This window comes from Methanobrevibacter sp. YE315 (assembly GCF_001548675.1).
In the GTDB taxonomy this organism is placed as follows: domain Archaea; phylum Methanobacteriota; class Methanobacteria; order Methanobacteriales; family Methanobacteriaceae; genus Methanocatella.
Genome location: NZ_CP010834.1, coordinates 523,315 through 543,060, shown reverse-complemented (window position 1 = coordinate 543,060; position 19,746 = coordinate 523,315). Strand labels below are relative to the sequence as shown.

Sequence of the window (19,746 nt, the reverse complement as noted above, 5' to 3'; positions counted from 1 at the left end):
TTAATAATCATCCATCATTTGATTAAATTCGTCAAAAATGCTTCTTGTATCATTTGGACCAGGACCTGCTTCAGGGTGGTACTGTATACAATGTAATGGTAATTCTTTATGTGAAATTCCTTCAGGAGTTCCATCATTTAAGTTAATTTGGGTTAAAACTAAATCAGTTTCTTTTAATGATTCTTTATCAATGGTAAATCCATGGTTTTGTGATGTGATGAATACTTTTCCAGTTTTTAAATCTTTAACCGGTTGATTTTCACCTCTGTGCCCAAATTTCATCTTATAAGATCTTGCTCCGAAAGATTTTGCGATTAATTGCTGACCCATACAAATACCAAAAATCGGCAATCTGTTTGATAACTTTTTCATTGTTTCAATAGTTTCAGTTACCCTATCCGGATTTCCAGGTCCGGATGTAATCATTAATCCATTTGGTGAATAGTCTAAAACGGTTTTATAATCAGTATCATATGGGAATAAAATCACACCAATGTCTCTTTCTAAAAATGAGTTAATAATATTCCTTTTAACACCACAGTCAATTAAAGCAACTTTCTTGTCTGCATCCTCATTGAAAACTTTGATTTCTTTAGTGGACACCAAAGGCACAACATCCCTTTCTTCAATACTTGGTTGTGCACGTGCCATTTCAAGCAATTCATCATCAGGGATATCTTCAGTTGTTATTGCTGCTTTAAGTGAACCTCTTTCACGAATTTTAAGTGTCAAATCACGAGTGTCAATTCCGCAAATTCCAGGAGTCTCAAATTCGTTTAAAAATTCATCCAATGTTTTTTGAGGCCCGAAATTGGAAACTTCGCGACAGACCTCACGACAAACAAATCCTTCAACCTGAATTCTATCAGACTGATACCACTCTTCACTTACACCATGATTTCCCTCTAATGGGTAAGTGGACATTAAGATTTCTCCTTTAAAAGACGGGTCTGTTAGGGATTCAGTGTAACCACCCATACCTGTGGAAAAAACAAGTTCTCCCAATTTAGTGGTTTCATAACCGAATGCTTCACCTTTTAAAATAGTACCATCTTCTAAAGCTAATTTAGCTATTTTCACCATTAAATCACCATCATAAAAAATATAAAATTACTTTCTATCTTTAATATATTTTATTTTACTATATTATTAAAGTTTGTTTTTTAACAAAAAATCGGATTTTTTAGAAAAAAAATTCAAATAACCGAAAATTATTTTTCAATAATTGAATACTTTTTAAAAAGAAATGAAGTTAAACAAAACCGGAATCCCATTGAAAGTCAAAATTTTTTCAAATTTTAAAAAAATATATATCATTTTTTATAAATCTATTAATTGAAAATCAGTTAATTTCGATTATCCGTTTAATGGTAATGTGGCAATGGAATGAATAATCCGTTAAAGTATTAACTTCTTTAAAATAACAAAGGATACTTGGAGTTATTTGATTTTTATAAAAATCAAAAGGTAAAACTATGGAACAAGAGTGGAATTCTATTTTGACATTCATTTTAGCAATGATTGGCCTTACAATTGGAATTGGAAATATCTGGAGATTTAGTTATGTTTTATATTCCAATGGTGGAGGGTCTTTTTTTATCCCTTACATTATTGCAATTCTGATAATGGGAATTCCATTTTTAATTTTAGAATATGGGTTAGGGTTTAGTTTTAAAGGAAGTTTCTCGAAATTGATGTATTCCCTACGTCCCGAATTTGAAATGATTGCATGGGCATTGGTATTATTCGTATTTATCGTTGTAATCTACTATATGGTTATTTTAGGTTGGGATTTCGCATATTTATTGAATAGTTTCAATTATGGATGGGGAAATAATCCCGCTTCATTTTTTACAGCATCTGTTGGAGGAAGCTCTGATTTAACAAAATCCACAACATTAATCCTGCTTACATTGTTTTGTACATTAATATTATGGGCCGTTTTTTGGTTTATAACTTATCGCGACATTAACGATGGAATTGGAAAATTATCCAAGATTTTAATCCCTTTATTATTTATTATCATGCTTTTCATATTCATTTATTCTTTTACACTGCCCGGAGCTTATTTAGGAATAGAAACATTGCTGAGGCCTAATTGGTTATCTCTTTTAGACATTAACATTTGGCTTGCGGCATTGGGACAGATAATATTCTCTTTAAGCATAGGTCAGGCAATGGTTTACACTTATGCAACTTATTTGCCTAAAAATTCAAAATTAGTTGACGAAGTGCTGCTTGTAGTTATCACAAACTCTTTATACGAGATTTTCATAGCTATCGGAACCTTTTCAATACTTGGACACATGTCATTTACATCATCAATACCTATAAATGAATTAATCAGTGAAGGTACCGGTTTAATATTCATCGTATTCCCAGAAGTTTTCAATTCAATGGGCATAATGGGCCACATTTTAGCACCATTACTGTTCATATCCATATTGATTGCAGGTTTTACATCCGCTTTCGCATTATTTGAGCCTTTACTTTCATCATTGTGTGATAAATTCAAATGGGATCGCCGCAAAGGTGTGACAATATTGGTAATTATCGCCGGTGTCTGTTCCATTATTTTTTCAACAGGAATCGGCAGTTATCTGGTTGGAATTGTTGATGAATTTGTAAACAATTTTGGAATACTAATCTTAATTGGGGTTCAGGCCATTATTTTCGGATGGTTCTATGGTGTTGAAAAATTAATACCTGTTCTAAACGAATTCTCAACCATAAAAGTTGGAAAGACTTGGGTTTTCATAATAAAATATCTATTGCCAATATTTCTAATTGCATTCTGGCTTAACGGGACCATAAACTTATTTAATAATTCTGGATCACTTGAAATAGCTGTTGATTTAATTATTACCATTATTGTCGTTGGATTTTCAGTATTATTGACAAAATTAAATCCTAAAGCTGACTGATAGACTTAAAAGCAAAAATTATCTTTAGGAATATGAGCCTACTCCATTTTAAGACTAAAATTTAAACTTCTTGATGAATGGGTTAAAGCACCTATTGAAATAATATCCACACCATATTCAACATAGTCAAGGATATTATCTTCAGTGATTCCTCCAGACACCTCAATCAAGGAATTCTGACGAATATTAAGTTTTTCAAGCTCATCAATAACCTCTTTAACTTCAGCACCATCCATATTATCGAGCATGACAATATCCGCCCTGTTTTTCACACATTCAATGGCATCTTCAAGAGTTTCAACTTCGATTTCTATTTTTTTAGAAAAACTGGTGGTTTCCTTTGCTTTTAAAAGCGCATCCAATGGAGAATCGCACAGGGCAATATGGTTGTCCTTAATTAAAACCATGTCATCTAAACTAAAGCGATGTGTATCCGCACCGCCAACTTTTAAAGCATACTTATCAAATTTAGCTATTGCTGGCGAAGTTTTGCGAGTTCCAGCAATTCTTACATCATAATCCTTAACTAAATTTACATAATAATTAGCTGCACTGGCCACCCCGCTCATTCTCATGGATAAATTAAGTGCAGTCCTTTCAAGAAGCAGAATTGTCCGGGCATCTCCTTTAACAGACATTAACAAATCATCTTTTGAAATTTCACTTCCGTCACTTAACCAGAATGTGACTTTAACTCCATGTTCCTCAAATAACTCTTTAATAATATTCATTCCAGCTAAAATACCTTCATCTTTTGAAATAATATATGCATTAACTTCCATGCCTTTTTCTACAACAGCATCGGAAGTAATATCTCCAAATCCTTTATCTTCTTCAAGCATATATTCTATTATTCTATCCAAAAAATCACCTGAACAATTTAATAATATATTTAAATATATAACTTATAATATAAAATACAAGTGATTATATGGAAATAATATTTTTAGGAACTTCTTCAGCCGTTCACTCGAAAGAGAGAAATCACGTTTCAATTGCTGTTAAAGCATTTGGAGATGTGATGCTATTTGATTGTGGAGAAGGAACTCAAAGACAAATGCTTCACACAAAAGTAAGTCCTATGAAAATTTCTAAGATATTTATCACTCATTATCATGGGGATCATATTTTAGGTCTTCCGGGACTCATGCAATCCTTGGGACTGCATGGCCGGGAAAAAAAATTAACAATATATGGTCCTAAAGGATTGGATAAAGTTAGAAATGCAATATTCGACTTTGGATATTGCAAATATGAATACCCTCTAGAATTTATTGAAATAGAGCCTGGAATCATTGAAGAAACGGAGGAATACATTATCAAATGCCAATCCGTCAGACATAATGTCCCCGCTCTTGCATATTCAATTGAAGAAAAGAAAAAACCAAGGTTTTTGAGAGAAAAAGCCATTGAGTTGGGAGTTCCGGTAGGTCCGCTTTTCGGTAAATTGCACAATGGGGAAGAAGTTGAAATTGACGGCAAGATCATCAAACCCGAGCAGGTCCTGGGAAAACCTAGAAAAGGAATTAAAATCACTTATTCCGGAGACACCAAACCTTGTGAGGAAATGATTGACCTTGCAAAAGACAGTACACTTCTAATCCATGAATCAACATTCACCAGGCAGGATGAAGAGAATGCAGAAGAGCATGGGCATTCAACAGCCGCAGACGCAGCATATGTTGCAAAGCAAGCAAATTGCAAAGAATTAATATTAACCCACATTAGCACACGGTATAATGGAGAATTATCTAAGATTATATTGAATGAAGCACAAGAAATTTTTGAAAATACAAAAATTGCTTACGATTTAATGGAAATTGAACTTAAATGATACTATGAACATCCCACTACTCAAAAACGATCCAATGGTTTTAGTTTACATATTGATTATCATTATTGGAACTAAAATCACAACAAAACTTTTCACAGATTTAATGAAAAGAAGGAAAACCTATGAAAATGACATGACTGTAGCATACCTCCTGAAAGACATTATAACCTGCGCCATCTATTTCCTTTCATTAATGATAATTCTACAGTTCTTTGGAATAAACCTTCCAGGAACATTGTTGAGTTTAGGTATTGTAGGTATTGCAGTGAGTTTTGCAGCAAAAGACATTATTTCCAATTTATTTTCAGGAATCATATTAATACTTGGCAAAAGCATTAAAGTTGGAGACACCATTGAAACTGATGGCAAGAAAGGAACTGTTGAAAAAATTTCCATTAGAACAACAACTATAATTGATACTTTGGGCATTAAGGCTCATATTCCAAACTCCATATTAACAAATGCGGGGTATCTTGAATTTAGATCCGATGAACTACGTCGTGTTGACCTTATAGTCGGATTGCCTTTAAATGTTGATGCTGTGGAATTTAGAGAGTATATTATTAAGAGAATTGAAAGTTATGACGAACTGTCTAAAAATCCAAGACCTTATGTTTATGCAAAGGAAGCTAGCTTTATACAAATCAAAGTTAAAGTATCCTTTTGGGTAAAAGATTATGATGGTGAAGACAGACGCAGATTAATAATTGCCGATAGAGACAAATATGCAGTAGTAATCGCTAACGAGATTAGAAAATATATTTATATGGGTGAAAAAGATGACCAAAACCATTCAAGAAGAAATACTAAAACTGAAAGATGAAAAAAACGCAATAATACTTGCACACAATTACCAGCCAAAAGAAGTTCAGGAAATTGCAGATTTCCTCGGGGATTCCTTGGAATTATGCATAAAAGCTTCTGAAATCGATGACAAGGATTTAGTTGTATTTTGTGGTGTGGACTTTATGGCTGAAACCGCATTTATATTAAATCCTGATAAAAAAATTGTGATACCTACTTTAGAAGCGGAATGTCCAATGGCCCATATGTTACCTGAAGACGTGTTATTGAAAGCTAAAGAGGAACATCCTGATGCTGGCGTGATTCTTTATGTTAATAGTATTGCTGAAGCTAAACAACATGCAGACACTTTATGCACTTCAGCCAATGCGGTTAAAGTTGCTGAAAGCTTGCCTCATGATAAAATATTGTTCGGACCTGACAAAAACTTGGGAAACCATGTAGCTGACAAGCTTGATAAAGAAATCATCCATGTTCCTAGCGACGGGCACTGTTATGTTCACAGATTATTCCATGTAGAGGATGTCGAACTTAAAAGAGAACAATACCCTAATGCTGAAATAATCTGCCACCCAGAATGTGACATGAAAGTCCAAAAGGCATGTGATGTTGTAATGTCAACCGGCGGAATGCTAAGGCATATCGCTGAAAGCGATAAGGAAGAGTTCGTAATCGGAACTGAAATTGACATGATTACAAGAATCAACTCAGAAGTTCCGGGTAAAAAGTTATATCCTTTACTTGAAGGAGCAATCTGTAAAACCATGAAACTCCACACCTTGGAAAAAATAAGGGATTCCCTTATAAATGAGGCTCCGGAAGTTACTTTACCTAAAGAAGTAGCGGACAAATCTAGAAAAGCAGTGGAGCATATGCTAAATGCATCAAAATAGCTAGTCCCAGACTAGCATAACTTTTTTTATTTTTTAAATTCATTTAAAAATGAGATTATTGCATTAACCCCATCAAAATAATCTTCTTCTTCATAATAATGGTTTTGATTAGGATATATGGAAACTACTTCAGAATTATCAACCAAATCCTTCAAAGGAAGCATATCCTTATCTACATCAACAAATAAATAATTATGCGCTCCAATAAATAATGATTTTGCTTTAATATTGGATAACTTATCTTCAACATCATATTCTGCAATGCAGTCATTATGCGAATTAAAATCATAAATATCCGTGTATAATCCTTCGTCAACAAAATCATCAATCAAAACATCAAGCTCATCAACTGATGCATTGGAAATAATATTTCTTGACAAATACCCTGAAAACAATAGAATATTAATGGAAACAACTAAATTGGATAATGATACATCATACCCTCCTGAATTAAAATCATCAGAGGATTCTATTAATGATTTAACCCATTTAACAAAAATATAAAAATAACCACTAGTTTTAAATGATGAGTTTAAAACTATAATCCATTCCATATCGTCGGGATATTCGCACGCCCATGTGAAAATTTCGAATCCACCGCTTCCTTCACCCAATAAACCGAAAATGTTTGTAATATTGAATTTTTCCTTTAAGAACTGTTTTTTAAAATTAACACAATCTAAGAATGTATACTTTGGAAAATTATTTTTCAAACCAGTGCTTGACGGTGAACATGAATCCGGAACCCCAAGTGAGATAACTGTTATGAAAAAGTATTCATCATCATCAAAATTACCATGCCTTTTTAAATACTCCTGAAATTTAGCTAAAACAGAATGCCCTCCTTTAAGAGTTGGGCAAAAAATAATTGCATTTGTAATATTGCCCTCATCATCAAATCTAGGAATCCCCTTTGTTCTATACTCCACATCAACATTTTCAAGAACATCACCTGATTCAAATTCAAAGGATTCCATTACGTAATTCCCGTGATTAATATTAAAATTTATAATACCACAACCAATTAATAATTGTATAATTAAAATTATATAAAATATTCGAAATTGAATAAAAATTAAAAAATTTAAAAAAAAATAAATGAATTACATTTCCTCTAAAAAACTAGATAGAAAAACATTCATTTCTATTTCCTCACGGGAAATGAAATCCTGCAATCTAAATTTTGCAATATCACTTTGAAACGGATACAATTCCCTATTAAAATACATTGTGATTTTCAAATTTTCCCCTTCAATTGAAGTTTCCTCTTCAAGTTCACTATCCAAAAAATTGACCTGATCGGGGTTTAATCCTAAAACATCATAAGTTACAAAATATTTCTCGTCAACTTTACCATAATCCACTATATTAACAATCATGAAAATCCGTCCATGAATTCTTTAAGTTCATAACAGATGCTTTCCAAATCACTGAAAAACAAATGTCCCAAATCAGAATCTCTTACAATCAATTCAGAATTTTCAATCAATTCAGACATAGGAATCGCATCAAATTCCGGAGGAAAATGCGGATCCTGATTGCATGCAATGATTAAAACTTTGGTTTTTATTCTATTCAAATCACTTTCAACATCATAATTCATACAACACTCATTGCAATACTTCAAATCATAGATATCCACTTCAATGGATTCATTTCCAAAGTTTTCAAATTCGCTTGACAGTTCAACATTTGACATTTCCCTTAAAGCCTTTTTTGAAAGTCCGAAATTAAACTCAGCCAAGCAAGCCATCCTCAATGTCCTGATCAATGAATAAGTCAATTCACCTTTTGCATAATCCGGATCTGACTCGATTATTTCATTTACAAATTTGGAAAGGATATAATCATGTCCGGCAACCTTATAAGTACTTAAACCGCAAATGACAAAATCAGAAAAATCAGGATATTCAATAGCTTGTGTCAAAGCTACAAAACCACCCATTGAATTGCCGATGATGCCCAAGATATGGGAAATATTGAATTTTTCCTTTAAGAATTGCTTTTGAAAATTGACAATATCGCGAACAGAATATTTGGGGAACTTGTTTTTTAAATCTGTTGTTGATGGGGAACATGAACCTGGAGAACCTAATGCTGAAATAGAAATGAAAAAGAATTTTTCTTCATCAAAAGGACCGCCTTTAAAAGCTACCGGAAAAATTTTCTTCATCGACGCATAATTTCCTAGAGAACCATGATTATAAACAATTACGTTTTTCAGTTTGCCCTGTTCATCATATTTTGGAGTTCCAAATGTCATATATTCAACAGTGACATCATTTAACACCTTTCCATTTTCAAATTCAAATGACTCCATAGTATAAAACTCTTTCTTACTTTCAAGGTATTCTTCATCGTAAATTTTAATTCCCCCAAACGAAATTCCAATCTAATAGAAATTTTAAAAAACAAAATATTTAAATTAAACTCAACAATGTTATTGTGATGAAATATAAAATTTTAGAAAAACCTAATTGTGAAGATGCTTATGAACTAGTCCAAGATGCACTGCGTAAAAAAGCAACAATAATAATTTTTGCATGCTGTAAAGTAAACTATGAAGGACGGGCATTAAGCGAACTCAATTGGGGAGAACGCATAATTATGATAAAACCGGATGGAGCCTTTTTAATACATCAGGAAAAGAAAGTGGAACCTGTAAACTGGCAACCACCCAAATCAAGAACTAGAAGCTATATTAAAAATGAAAACCTATTTTTGGAAAGCCACAGGCGAACACCTAAGGAGTTGCTAACCGCGGAAATCCGACAAATTCAATTCATCAGCTATGCAAATATCGAGGACTTTGAAGAGCTTGAACAGGCCGGATATGAAAAAGACATGAGCGACATGATAATGGAAAAACCTCATTTGATTGAAGAAGGTTTCACCCCCACCACCCGCGAATATAGTGTGGAGCATGGTTTTATAGACATTTTGGGAAAGGACAGTGACAATAACCTGATGGTTCTTGAGTTGAAAGCGCGTAAAGCTGGAGTTGCGGCAGTCAAACAACTTAGAAGATATCTTCAGGATTTGGAAAATACTGACAATGACTACTTAAAAGAATGCAAAGCTCAAAAAAAGAAAATACGTGGTCTGCTTGTTGCACCATCCATCATGGATGACGCTTTGGAATTAATTGAGGAAGAAGGCATTGAATTTGTATCAATTGAACCTCCTCGAGAACTGAAAAGGGATAAAAAAGTAACACTGGATGCATTCTAATTCAATGCATCTTCTATTTTTTTCAATTCATCATTATGGAACTGGCGTGTAAATTCATTGGCAGGAGTTGATTTAGTTACATGGCAGTCCTTTTCTAATTTATAAATGAGATAATCCTCACCATTTAAAGGAATTGAGTCATCTTCATCCAATAACTCCAAATTATTCAATTCCGCCAGGATATTATTATATTCCTTTTCTTCAAGCTCAATTACATCATCCACATCCATTTCCTGGATTTTTGGATTCAAATGAAATGAGATGGCTATAAAACCGTTAACTTCCTTATCTGAAAGGGCGAATTTTGAACTTCTAATTTCATCCATAGACCATTTTACATGATTTAAAGTTGATTTAGTAACAGGAATCTCATTTGACAAACCAATTTGATTGATTTCATAATCGTTTTCCCATTTGCCTATTTTATAAATTGCATAATTTATATCATTAACTTTAATTATTTCCTCATCACTCATACTACCACCTGTATAAATATATTTTTATAATAATAAAAACATTATTATAAATATAGCAAATAATAAATGTAAATTTGAAGGGAGGTTAAGCTGTGAAGAAATGTCCTGAATGTGGAAATCCTAGTTATGATGGTGCTCCTATATGTGGAAATTGTGGATACGAATTCCCAAAACAAAAAGTCAGTACCCCTAAAAGAGAAGATATTTTCCAAAAAGAAGAAGTGAAAATCAAAAAATCCTCAAATGATGAAAGCACACTTGAAATTCTAAAAGAGAATAAACTTATTATTGGAATCATATTGCTTATAACTTTAATTGTAATTTGTGGAATTGTACTTACTGGATCCAATAATGAATCTTCACCAATCCAGACTAACGATTTAGTTGAATATAATGCAGGAGACTTTATATTTAAACATCCTGGAAATTGGGAAGAGATTAATTTAACCGATGAAAGCCATCCTGGAGCTATATTCTTCAAAAATCAGAATAATGTTACTATAGAACATTATAATGTCACTAGTGACTATTCATCCTTGAAAGAAATAACTCAAGAAAGAATTACCAGTGCTCAAGGAAGTGGCGATTACGTAAATCTCGTTGAAACAATCACTTTAGACGGAAGAAATTCATCAAATATGATTTTAGAAAATGCTGATGGAAACTATACCAGATATGTTTCAATGTTTAGTGATGGTAAGTTATATGTCTTTAAGATAAGTGGTGAATCCATTAATGCAATCACCTCTGATGACATTAATACCATGATTAATTCCGCAGATATTGTTTAAGTATGATTTAATCATACTTATTTCTATTTTTTAAAGTGTTACAATGACAATAATTAAAATTGCACTTTGTCAAATGAATGTAGTTGATAACAAGGAAGAAAACATCAAAAAAGCTACATCAATGATTGAAAAAAGTGTTTCTGACAATGCTAATTTTATCGTTCTTCCCGAAATGTTTAATTGCCCATATTCAAATGACAAGTTCATAGAATATGGTGAAGAAGAAGATACCAGTTTTACTTTAGATAAAATATCACGTTTAGCCAAAAAGAATAACGTATATATTTTAGCGGGTTCAATTCCTGAAAAGGACGGTGAAAACCTATACAATACAAGTTACCTTTTTGACAAACAAGGAGATATTATTGCAAAACACAGGAAAATGCATCTTTTTGATATTGATGTTAAAGATAAAATCACATTCAAGGAATCCGACGTCTTGACTGCCGGAAATGAATTCACAATTGCCTATACTGAATTTGGAAAAATAGGTATTGGAATCTGTTATGATATTCGTTTTCCGGAACTTGCAAGAATTATGGTTGAAAATGGTGCATTGATATTGTTCTACCCTGGAGCATTTAATATGACAACAGGCCCCGCCCATTGGGAGTTGTTATTTAAAACCAGAGCATTGGACAATCAGGTTTATTGCGTGGGCGTTGCACCAGCATTGAACGAAGATGCAAGTTATCACAGTTTCGGCCATTCAATTATAACAGACCCCTGGGGAGATATTGTAGCTGAAACCGATGAAAAAGAAAGTTTGATTATATCTGAAATAGATTTAAGTGAAATAGAAAAAATAAGGGAAGAACTTCCGCTTTTAAAAAATAAAAGAGAAGATCTTTACGAAATTATTAAAAAATAGTTATTTCATTTTATTCAGTCTTTTTTCGAAATAAGCCAATTTTTTATCATTTCCTTGGAAAACTTCCATTGCTGTTTCCAAGACTCTTACTTCATTGTCATAGTCATTAGCTTTCCTATACAAAACACATAATCTTTTATAAGGAACATCTTTCGCTTGTTTTGTTTCAACATAACGTTCATATTCCTTAATCGCCTTTTGAGGATTGGTTTTTTCCATTTCTTTCAATGTGCTCATAGGAATAAGTTTTACTATTGATTCACCAGATGCCTTAGCTTTTTGTCTTTTTTCAGCCTTTTTAATGGCCTTATTACAAGACTTTTTAAAGTCCTTATCATCTTCAGCCTTACGCGCATCTTTAATTAATTTAATTGATTCATCGGTTGCCAAATCACCTAATGCCTGAATTGCAGCTAATTTAACACCCCAATCTTCATCTTCAAGACATTTTGCAATTGAATCTATTTGATCAGCAGCTTGAAGTTCACCTAAAGCACGCACAGCAACTTTTCTAACTCCAAAATCCTCATCATCGATTGCATCAACAAAATAAGGAATGACTTTTTTATCTTCAGTTTCTTTAAGTGCAAATGCTAAAAATCTTTTATCTTTACCACTAGCATTTTTAAATTCTTCAATTAGTTTATCAACAGCTACATCACCCATATTACCTAAAATTTCAGCTGCTTTGAATCTGACTTGTGCATTATCATCAGTAGTAGCTTTAATTAATGGTTCAATAGCTGATTCATCAGTAATTCCAACTAATGATTCTATAGCTTCTTTTCTAACTTTAACATCATCACTTGATAAGTTGTTAATAGCTTCTTCAAAACTTAAATTAGACATGATAATAAGTTAGATTTTAAGAATATATAATCTTTTAAAAAAAATAGAAAAAAATAAGAGAAAAAATCTCTTATCTAAATAGCTGTCCAACCACCGTCAATACAGATTAATTGACCTGTACAGAAACTGGATGCATCAGATGCTAAGTAAATAGCAATACCGTCTAATTCACCAGGTTTACCTAAACGGCCAGCAGGACAGTATGCAGCAATAAGATCCATGAATCCAGGTAATTCAATGGAATCTACAGTTAATTCGGTTTCGAATACTGCAGGACCAATAGCGTTTACAGTAATGTTGTATTTAGCCCATTCAACAGCTAAGTTTTTGGTTAAGTTCATTACTCCACCTTTAGCTGAGGAGTATGCGCTGATTCCTCCACCAGGGAAGATTACTCTGGAGTGGATTGAACCAATGTTAATGATTTTACCGTATTCTTGTTCAATCATGATTTCTCCGACAGCTTTACACATGTAGTAAACACCACTTAAGTCAATGTGAATGTGTCTTTCCCATTCTTCATTGCTTTGATCGGTAACCATTTTGTTGTTACCCATACCAGCTGCGTTAACTAAGATATCAATTCTTCCATAAGCATCCATAACTTTTGCAACAGCTGCAGTGATACTATCATAATCACCAACATCACAGACAGCATACATTACTTCAGTTCCGAATTCTTTTTCAATTTCGGCAACATTTTCAAGTAATCTTTCTTCTCTTCTTGCAAATAATGCTAATTTAGCGCCTTGACTTGCATATGCTTTAGCAATTTGCCAACCAAGACCAGAAGAAGCACCAGTTACAACTGCAACTTTGTCTTTAATATCGAAATAGTTTTTCATGTTTTATACCACCTTAGGCATAATGCCTATAATAAATTATATTAAAAATTTTAGTATTTAACTATTTTTATTTAATCAAATTCGAAGATATGCGAATTAAATTCTGTTAAATATAAAAATAATGCAGAATATTCAATAAAAAAATAAACAAAGTGATAATAAATATCTGAAAAGGTTTGGTAAATCAAAAAAATTAATAAATAATTAACAAAATTTAATAACAAATTTCTAAAAATAAAATTAAATAATATAACTTAAAAATTTAATAGTACCGGAAAAAACACAGATGATACAATGATTGAAGAACAAACAAAAAGCTATTCTAAAAAACAGATTTTTAAAATCCTCCATCCATGGGTTAGAGAATGGTTTAATTCCCAATTTGAAGATTTTACCCCCGCCCAAAAAAAGTCAATCATTGATATCCATAAAAAAAATAATATTCTCATATCATCCCCAACAGGTTCAGGTAAAACATTGACCGCATTTTTATCCGTTATAAGCGAGTTGACTGAACTGGCAGAAAAGGATAAACTAGAAGATAAGGTTTATTGCATCTATATTTCACCGCTGAAAGCATTAGACAACGATATTGAAAAGAATTTAGACGATCCTCTTGAAGGAATTGAAAAAATAGCCAACCGAGAATTGGGAATAAGAAAAGCTGTCAGAACAGGAGATACAACCCAATATCAAAGACAGAAAATGCTTAAAAAACCGCCTCACATACTAATTACAACACCGGAAACCCTATCAATTTTGCTTGTAGCTCCAAAATTCAGGGAAAAATTAAGCGGCGTGAAATATGTCATAATTGATGAAATCCATTCATTGGCCGAAAACAAAAGAGGAGTTCATTTAAGCTTAACTTTAGAAAGACTGCAACATCTGATTGGACAATATACAAGAATTGGCCTTTCTGCAACTGTCAGCCCCCTTGAAGAAGTTGCAAGATTTCTTGTAGGGTATGAATACGGCGTTGAAAGAAGCTGCAAAATCGTCGATGTGAACTATTTAAAGGAATTGGACATGGAAGTGATGTGTCCAGTCAGTGACATTGTACTGGCCGATGAAGAGGATACACGTCTGGGAATGTATGATTTACTTGACGATTTGATACAGGAACATAAGACAACACTGATTTTCACAAATACCCGTAGCGGAACTGAACGTTTCGTTTATAACTTAAAGAAAATGTATCCAATGAATTACAATAATGAAAACATAATGGCCCATCACTCCTCACTTTCAAAAGAAGTCAGGTTAGAAACTGAGAACAAGCTTAAAAAAGGGGAATTGAAAGCTGTTGTTTCATCAACTTCCCTCGAACTTGGAATTGATATTGGATACATAGATTTGGTTGTTTTAATCAACTCCCCAAAATCTGTTGCAAGAGCCCTTCAAAGAATTGGAAGAAGCGGACACAAACTGCATGAAAAATCAAAAGGAAAAATAATCGTTACAAACAGGGATGATTTAGTGGAATGCTCTGTTTTGCTTAAGAATGCCAAAGAAGGAAAAATCGATAAAATAAGCATTCCAACAAACTGTTTGGATGTGCTGGCCCAGCATGTTTACGGAATGAGCATTGAAAACCCCTGGGACATTGACTATGCATTTGATGTCATTAGAAAAAGCTATTGCTATAAAAATCTTTCAAGAGACGATTATGAAGACGTGCTGAGCTATATGGCGGGAGAATACCCTGAACTTGAAGAAAGATATGTTTATGCAAAAATCTGGATTGACTATAAGCAAAACACCTTTGGGAAAAGGGGAAAACTTGCCAGAATGTTATATTCAACAAATATTGGGACAATACCTGACAGTTCAGGAGTTTTGGTTAAATATGATGGAGAGACTGTCGGGAGAATTGAAGAGGCCTTTATGGAACGGCTCAAAAAAGGAGATACCTTCGTTCTAGGAGGCAAAACCTATAGATTCAACTATGGAAAGGGAATGACAATCAACGTTACTCCCTCAACAGGGCCACCGACAATACCCTCCTGGTTTTCACAACAGCTCCCATTATCCTTTGACCTTGCAATGGACATTCAGAAATTCAGATCCCATATGGAAACAAAATTTGAATACCGCAGAAGCAAGGAAGAGATTATGGAGTTTATTTACGATTATCTGTATGTTGATGATTTTGCAGCCAATTCCATATATGAATATTTCATTGAACAATATAAATACGCCAAAATTCCAAGCAATCGCCTATTGTTAATAGAATACTATAGAGGCTTTGGAGGAAGGAAATTTGTAATATTCCATTCATTGTTCGGAAGAAAAGTGAATGATGCCCTATCCCGTGCCGTTGCATATGTCGTTGCCAAAAAATACAATACAAATGTAACAATATCAATTTCAGACAATGGTTTTTACTTAAGTTCAGACGGGAAAATTGGGGGTTTGGAATCATTTAGGGAATTGAATCCTGAAAATTTTGAAACAATATTAACAAATTCATTGAACAAAACTGAAACCCTTGCATCCAGATTCAGGCATTGTGCAGGAAGATCACTGATGACCCTGCGACGCTACAAGGGCGAATCAAAATCGGCGGGACGCCAACAGGTTCGGGGAAAAATATTGCTGAAGTTTGTCCAAGAAATGGATGATAATTTCTCCATCTTAAAAGAGGCAAGAAGAGAGTCATTGGAAGATTATATGGACATTAAAAATGCTTTAAAAATTATTAGCATGATTGATAGTGGTGAAATGGAAATAAAAACCATAGATACGGTAATTCCAAGTCCTTTTGCATTTAATTTGGTTTCACAAGGTTATTTAGATGTTTTAAATCAGAACGATAAAGGAGAATTTACCAAAAGAATGCATCAGGCAATACTTGAGCAGATAAAAGATAAATTAAAAGACATCTATTAAGTGCAATCAAATCCTAGAAAAAAATGATAAATACTTTTATTAACAATGCCATAATAATTATATAAACGGTGAAAATTATGACAAAATGGAGCGCTGTGATAGTAGGTTTTATACTTGCAGTAATAGTTAAATCATTTTTCGCACACTATGAATTTGTTGGATTATTGATTGTGGGATTCATTACTGGATACATTGCCCAAGAAGGCATAGTTGGTGGTTTGTGGAATGCTGCTGTTGCAGGAGCGTTAGGCACTATTGTCTGTGCCATATTGTTTATAATAATTGCAACTTTCGGAGGAAGCGCATTTGGCATTTTCGGAGGATTGACCGGATTTACCGTCTCCGGATTTACAAGCATAGCCATAATTATAAGTGACTTAATTTACTATGCTATAGTTATGGGAATAACCGGAGCATTTGGAGGATTAATAGCTTCTAAAAAATAAGTTTTTGGAGATAAATCATGGATTCAATATCAGATATAAATATAAAAGCATTGATTTTTGGAGCAGCTATAGCTGCTGCATTCATATTATTCGGATACCAATATTGGGATTGGTTCTACCCATTTTCAGCAATTGGACTTTTATATGCAGGATACGGGCAAAAAAATGTAATAACTGGAACTGTAATGGGGGCGCTAGCTTCTACACCAATTGTAGTCTTAACATTACAAGGTTATTTAGGAACTTTTGAAGAAGGATTTTTCACAACAGAAACAGGAGTAATGACTGTAATGATTATTATTCTTGTTATTGGAGCATTTGTCGGTTTTGTTGGTGCATGGACTAAAAGAAATCGTGTCAAAGCAATGGAAGAATACGAAAAAAAACAAAACATCGGCAAAAAGAAAAACAAGAAAAATAAAATTGAGAAAAAGTAAACCTAAAAAGGCTTTTTAATAAAATTTTAAAAAAATAAAAAAATGAAAAATAATAACTATCTATGTTATTATTTTTTCTAATTCGTCTCTTTCTATTCCATTTTTGATTTCAAGAGCAATTCTTCTACCCATACTCATTGGTTTACCATAAGTCAAGTAGGAGTAAGGAGAACCATCCATGAATGTGTTTGTTCCGCCGTCAGTTCTTGCACTAATTTCGAAACAGATTACTTCTAAATTATCATTTACCAAAGTTTGCATACAGAAAGGACCGTTTAATCCTGGTGCAACTAATTTTTTAGCACTTTCAGTTAATTTATCAGCAATATCAAATACTTGTGGAAGTAAAGATTCACGAATAACAGCAGGGTGGTTACCAGTAACAACATAAGATGGGCTTAAATCAATGTCTAATTGATCTTTAGCAGGCATTCTGACAAAACCATCAATACTAGATTCATATCTTGTATCCATACCCATTAATTCCACTTTGTCATCTAATGCAGAGTAGAAATAATGTATACAATAATTACAACCTGAAACATATTCTTCAATGTGGGCTGCTTCAACATCACTATCTTCTAACCATCCACGTGCCTTCATAGCTTCAATTTTTGCATCAAATTCTTCAGTAGATGAAGCAACAAAGTAACCTCTTCCACCTCTTGCACCTGGGAATTTTACCATTACAGGCCTGTCAATTTCTGAAGGGTCACTGTATTTGAATGGTATTCTTACATTACCTTCAACAAGAAGTGCTCTTTCTTTGTCCCTTTCAGCTTCCCATCTAAGTACATCCCTATTTCCAAACATAGGAACATTGAACTTATCTTCAACATTATCCAAACCAGCATATGCAACAAAAGATCCGTGAGGCACAACAATGGCATTCATATCTCTGAGTTTTTGTTGAACATCCTCATTAACAATGTCTTTAAATTCATCGACAATGATATATTCATCGGCGACTCCAAATCTTTGATAAGGGACTTCTCTACCTTTTTCACATACAATAGCTGTTCTAAATCCTTCTTCTTTTGCACCTTGCAAAATGTGTAATGAAGTGTGGCTTCCGAGGGTAGCTATTGTTATTTCACTTTTGTCATATTTAGCCAAAATATCTAAAATGTCTTCCTTTTTAACTTCGCCCATTATATCTTCTCCTCAAAAGAGTGATAATTTTATATATATCATTCTGAATTTATAATATTTTTTATTAGTTTAAAGAATATAATTAAAAAGGACTACCAACAAATAATTTAATTGAATAATTAAGGAATGAAAAATATGTTAATCGGATTAATTTCAGACACTCATATCCCAGACAGAGCAAGAATATTGCCCCAAAAAGTAATTGATGCATTTAATGGTGTCGACTTGATATTGCATGCTGGAGATTTGACTTCGACAGACGTTATTGATGAATTAGAAGGTATAGCTCCGGTTTTTGCAGTGCAGGGAAATATGGATAGGGTGAATGGAATTGACCTACCCAAAGCAAAAATTATCGAAATTGAAGGTTTAAAAATCGGAATGGTGCATGGAGAAGTATATCCAAGAGCAGATACACAGCAATTATTATATCTTGCAAAGGAATTGGATGCGGATATTCTAGTTTCAGGACATTCACATCAACCGAAAATAGAGCAAAAAGAAGGAGTTTTATTGCTTAATCCTGGAAGTCCAGTTGTGCCTAGGCTTGCGGACAGGACTGTAATGCTTCTTGAAATTAACAACATGGAAGTTGATGTTGAAATTGTAAAAATCGGATCTCCTGTATGTAGTGCACTCGATTTTGACCAGTACAAGAGGGATTGACGTGGGAAGCAAATGGCAAATGGAAAAGCATAATGATCCATATTATAAAAAAGCTAAAAAAGAAGAATACCGTTCAAGAGCATCATACAAACTTAAACAGCTGGATAAAAAATATAAAATCATAAAAGAAGGGAATACCGTCGTTGACCTTGGAGCAGCACCGGGCGGCTGGTCACAGGTAGCTTTAGAAAAAGTCGGCGAAGAAGGAATTGTAGTCGGAGTGGATTTGAACAGGTTTAAAAGATTCCATGAAGAAAACTATTATGGCATCAGAGGGGATTTCACAACACCTGAAGTTCAGGAAAAGATTATGGAATTGATTGGAGGAAAAGCAAAAGTTGTTATGTCCGACGCATCCCCATCACTATGCGGAATCAAAAACATCGACCAGCTCAGGTCAATTGATTTGGTGAATGTTGTAATTGAAATAGCTGAAAACATCTTAGAGGAAAAAGGAAATCTTGTCATGAAGGTATTCCAAGGCCCCGAATACAAAAACATGTTGGATTCTCTTAAAGGCAAGTTTAGACATGTCAGAACAACAAAACCTGCATCATCACGTAAAAAAAGTTCTGAAATGTATGTTGTTGGGCTTGAATATATGCCTAATAAAAAAAATAGAAAAAGAAAATAAG

Annotated in this window: 21 protein-coding genes; 12 read left to right on the top strand and 9 right to left on the bottom strand. The window is 33.4% G+C overall.

All coding sequences use genetic code 11. From position 1 onward, the window contains the following. Entirely contained in the window at window positions 1-1,083 is a 1,083-nt protein-coding gene (gene carA, locus TL18_RS02385; protein ID WP_067040832.1) for a glutamine-hydrolyzing carbamoyl-phosphate synthase small subunit, read from the bottom strand. Window positions 1,084-1,475: 392 nt separating this feature from the next. Between carA and TL18_RS02380 the strand changes: the two genes are divergently transcribed. Further along, a complete protein-coding gene (locus TL18_RS02380) occupies window positions 1,476-2,924 on the top strand; it encodes a sodium-dependent transporter (RefSeq protein WP_067040829.1) in 1,449 nt (482 codons plus the stop codon). Between the two features lie 38 nt (window positions 2,925-2,962). Here TL18_RS02380 and nadC read toward each other — a convergent pair whose 3' ends face one another. Next, entirely contained in the window at window positions 2,963-3,787 is an 825-nt protein-coding gene (gene nadC / locus TL18_RS02375) for a carboxylating nicotinate-nucleotide diphosphorylase (protein WP_067040826.1), read from the bottom strand. 68 nt (window positions 3,788-3,855) lie between these two features. On the opposite strand from nadC, the gene rnz reads away from it, so the two are divergent. From rnz to nadA, 3 genes are read left to right on the top strand one after another with little or no spacing between them, the layout of a single operon-like run. Next, a complete protein-coding gene (rnz, locus tag TL18_RS02370; protein WP_067040819.1) occupies window positions 3,856-4,758 on the top strand; it encodes a ribonuclease Z in 903 nt (300 codons plus the stop codon). Window positions 4,759-4,762: 4 nt separating this feature from the next. Further along, window positions 4,763-5,581 (top strand): mechanosensitive ion channel family protein, encoded by an 819-nt coding sequence (locus tag TL18_RS02365; RefSeq protein ID WP_067045343.1) that lies wholly within the window; start codon window positions 4,763-4,765, stop codon window positions 5,579-5,581. Beyond that, a complete protein-coding gene (gene nadA / locus TL18_RS02360) occupies window positions 5,538-6,455 on the top strand; it encodes a quinolinate synthase NadA (protein WP_067040817.1) in 918 nt (305 codons plus the stop codon). The genes TL18_RS02365 and nadA overlap by 44 nt, the downstream gene beginning before the upstream one ends. A 26-nt stretch (window positions 6,456-6,481) precedes the next feature. Here the strand turns inward: nadA and TL18_RS02355 are convergent, their stop codons facing one another. The 3 genes from TL18_RS02355 to TL18_RS02345 form a co-directional block, all read right to left on the bottom strand. Then, on the bottom strand, window positions 6,482-7,432 hold the full coding sequence (locus TL18_RS02355; RefSeq protein ID WP_067040812.1) for an alpha/beta fold hydrolase: 951 nt from the start codon (window positions 7,430-7,432) through the stop codon (window positions 6,482-6,484). A gap of 126 nt (window positions 7,433-7,558) precedes the next feature. Then, a complete protein-coding gene (locus tag TL18_RS02350) occupies window positions 7,559-7,834 on the bottom strand; it encodes a DUF5750 family protein (protein ID WP_067040810.1) in 276 nt (91 codons plus the stop codon). Beyond that, window positions 7,831-8,775 (bottom strand): alpha/beta fold hydrolase, encoded by a 945-nt coding sequence (locus TL18_RS02345; protein WP_231483636.1) that lies wholly within the window; start codon window positions 8,773-8,775, stop codon window positions 7,831-7,833. The genes TL18_RS02350 and TL18_RS02345 overlap by 4 nt, the downstream gene beginning before the upstream one ends. A gap of 128 nt (window positions 8,776-8,903) precedes the next feature. Between TL18_RS02345 and nucS the strand changes: the two genes are divergently transcribed. Then, the gene (nucS, locus tag TL18_RS02340; RefSeq protein WP_067040801.1) at window positions 8,904-9,686 is read left to right on the top strand and encodes an endonuclease NucS; all 783 of its coding nucleotides are present in this window, start codon (window positions 8,904-8,906) and stop codon (window positions 9,684-9,686) included. Here the strand turns inward: nucS and TL18_RS02335 are convergent. Next, entirely contained in the window at window positions 9,683-10,162 is a 480-nt protein-coding gene (locus TL18_RS02335) for a hypothetical protein (protein WP_067040798.1), read from the bottom strand. The two genes, nucS and TL18_RS02335, sit on opposite strands and share 4 nt — an antisense overlap. A gap of 92 nt (window positions 10,163-10,254) precedes the next feature. On the opposite strand from TL18_RS02335, the gene TL18_RS02330 reads away from it, so the two are divergent. Both TL18_RS02330 and TL18_RS02325 read left to right on the top strand, forming a co-directional pair. Further along, window positions 10,255-10,953: a hypothetical protein gene (locus TL18_RS02330; RefSeq protein WP_067040795.1), complete on the top strand. Its 699-nt coding sequence runs from the start codon at window positions 10,255-10,257 to the stop codon at window positions 10,951-10,953. Between the two features lie 43 nt (window positions 10,954-10,996). Next, window positions 10,997-11,824, top strand: coding sequence for a carbon-nitrogen hydrolase family protein (locus tag TL18_RS02325; RefSeq protein ID WP_067040792.1), 828 nt, complete (start codon window positions 10,997-10,999; stop codon window positions 11,822-11,824). Here the strand turns inward: TL18_RS02325 and TL18_RS02320 are convergent, their stop codons facing one another. Both TL18_RS02320 and TL18_RS02315 read right to left on the bottom strand, forming a co-directional pair. After that, the gene (locus tag TL18_RS02320; RefSeq protein ID WP_067040789.1) at window positions 11,825-12,673 is read right to left on the bottom strand and encodes a HEAT repeat domain-containing protein; all 849 of its coding nucleotides are present in this window, start codon (window positions 12,671-12,673) and stop codon (window positions 11,825-11,827) included. A gap of 74 nt (window positions 12,674-12,747) precedes the next feature. Next, complete coding sequence (locus tag TL18_RS02315) at window positions 12,748-13,518, bottom strand: SDR family NAD(P)-dependent oxidoreductase (protein ID WP_067040786.1); 771 nt, start codon at window positions 13,516-13,518, stop codon at window positions 12,748-12,750. 294 nt (window positions 13,519-13,812) lie between these two features. Between TL18_RS02315 and TL18_RS02310 the strand changes: the two genes are divergently transcribed. The 3 genes from TL18_RS02310 (at window position 13,813) to TL18_RS02300 (ending at window position 17,293) form a co-directional block, all read left to right on the top strand. After that, window positions 13,813-16,410 carry an ATP-dependent helicase gene (locus TL18_RS02310; RefSeq protein WP_067040783.1) on the top strand — a complete coding sequence of 866 codons (2,598 nt, stop codon included), beginning with the start codon at window positions 13,813-13,815 and terminating at the stop codon, window positions 16,408-16,410. A 77-nt stretch (window positions 16,411-16,487) separates the two neighbouring features. Further along, window positions 16,488-16,856 (top strand): DUF5518 domain-containing protein, encoded by a 369-nt coding sequence (locus TL18_RS02305; RefSeq protein WP_067040780.1) that lies wholly within the window; start codon window positions 16,488-16,490, stop codon window positions 16,854-16,856. 17 nt (window positions 16,857-16,873) lie between these two features. Next, window positions 16,874-17,293: a hypothetical protein gene (locus TL18_RS02300; protein ID WP_067040777.1), complete on the top strand. Its 420-nt coding sequence runs from the start codon at window positions 16,874-16,876 to the stop codon at window positions 17,291-17,293. 60 nt (window positions 17,294-17,353) lie between these two features. Here TL18_RS02300 and TL18_RS02295 read toward each other — a convergent pair whose 3' ends face one another. After that, window positions 17,354-18,445: a formate--phosphoribosylaminoimidazolecarboxamide ligase gene (locus tag TL18_RS02295; RefSeq protein ID WP_067040774.1), complete on the bottom strand. Its 1,092-nt coding sequence runs from the start codon at window positions 18,443-18,445 to the stop codon at window positions 17,354-17,356. A gap of 126 nt (window positions 18,446-18,571) precedes the next feature. Here TL18_RS02295 and TL18_RS02290 point away from each other — a divergent pair, with 126 nt between their 5' ends. Together TL18_RS02290 and TL18_RS02285 are read left to right on the top strand one after the other, a co-directional pair. Further along, a complete protein-coding gene (locus tag TL18_RS02290) occupies window positions 18,572-19,111 on the top strand; it encodes a metallophosphoesterase (protein ID WP_067040771.1) in 540 nt (179 codons plus the stop codon). Between the two features lies 1 nt (window position 19,112). Beyond that, entirely contained in the window at window positions 19,113-19,745 is a 633-nt protein-coding gene (locus TL18_RS02285) for an RlmE family RNA methyltransferase (RefSeq protein ID WP_067040768.1), read from the top strand. Window position 19,746 lies beyond the last annotated feature (1 nt).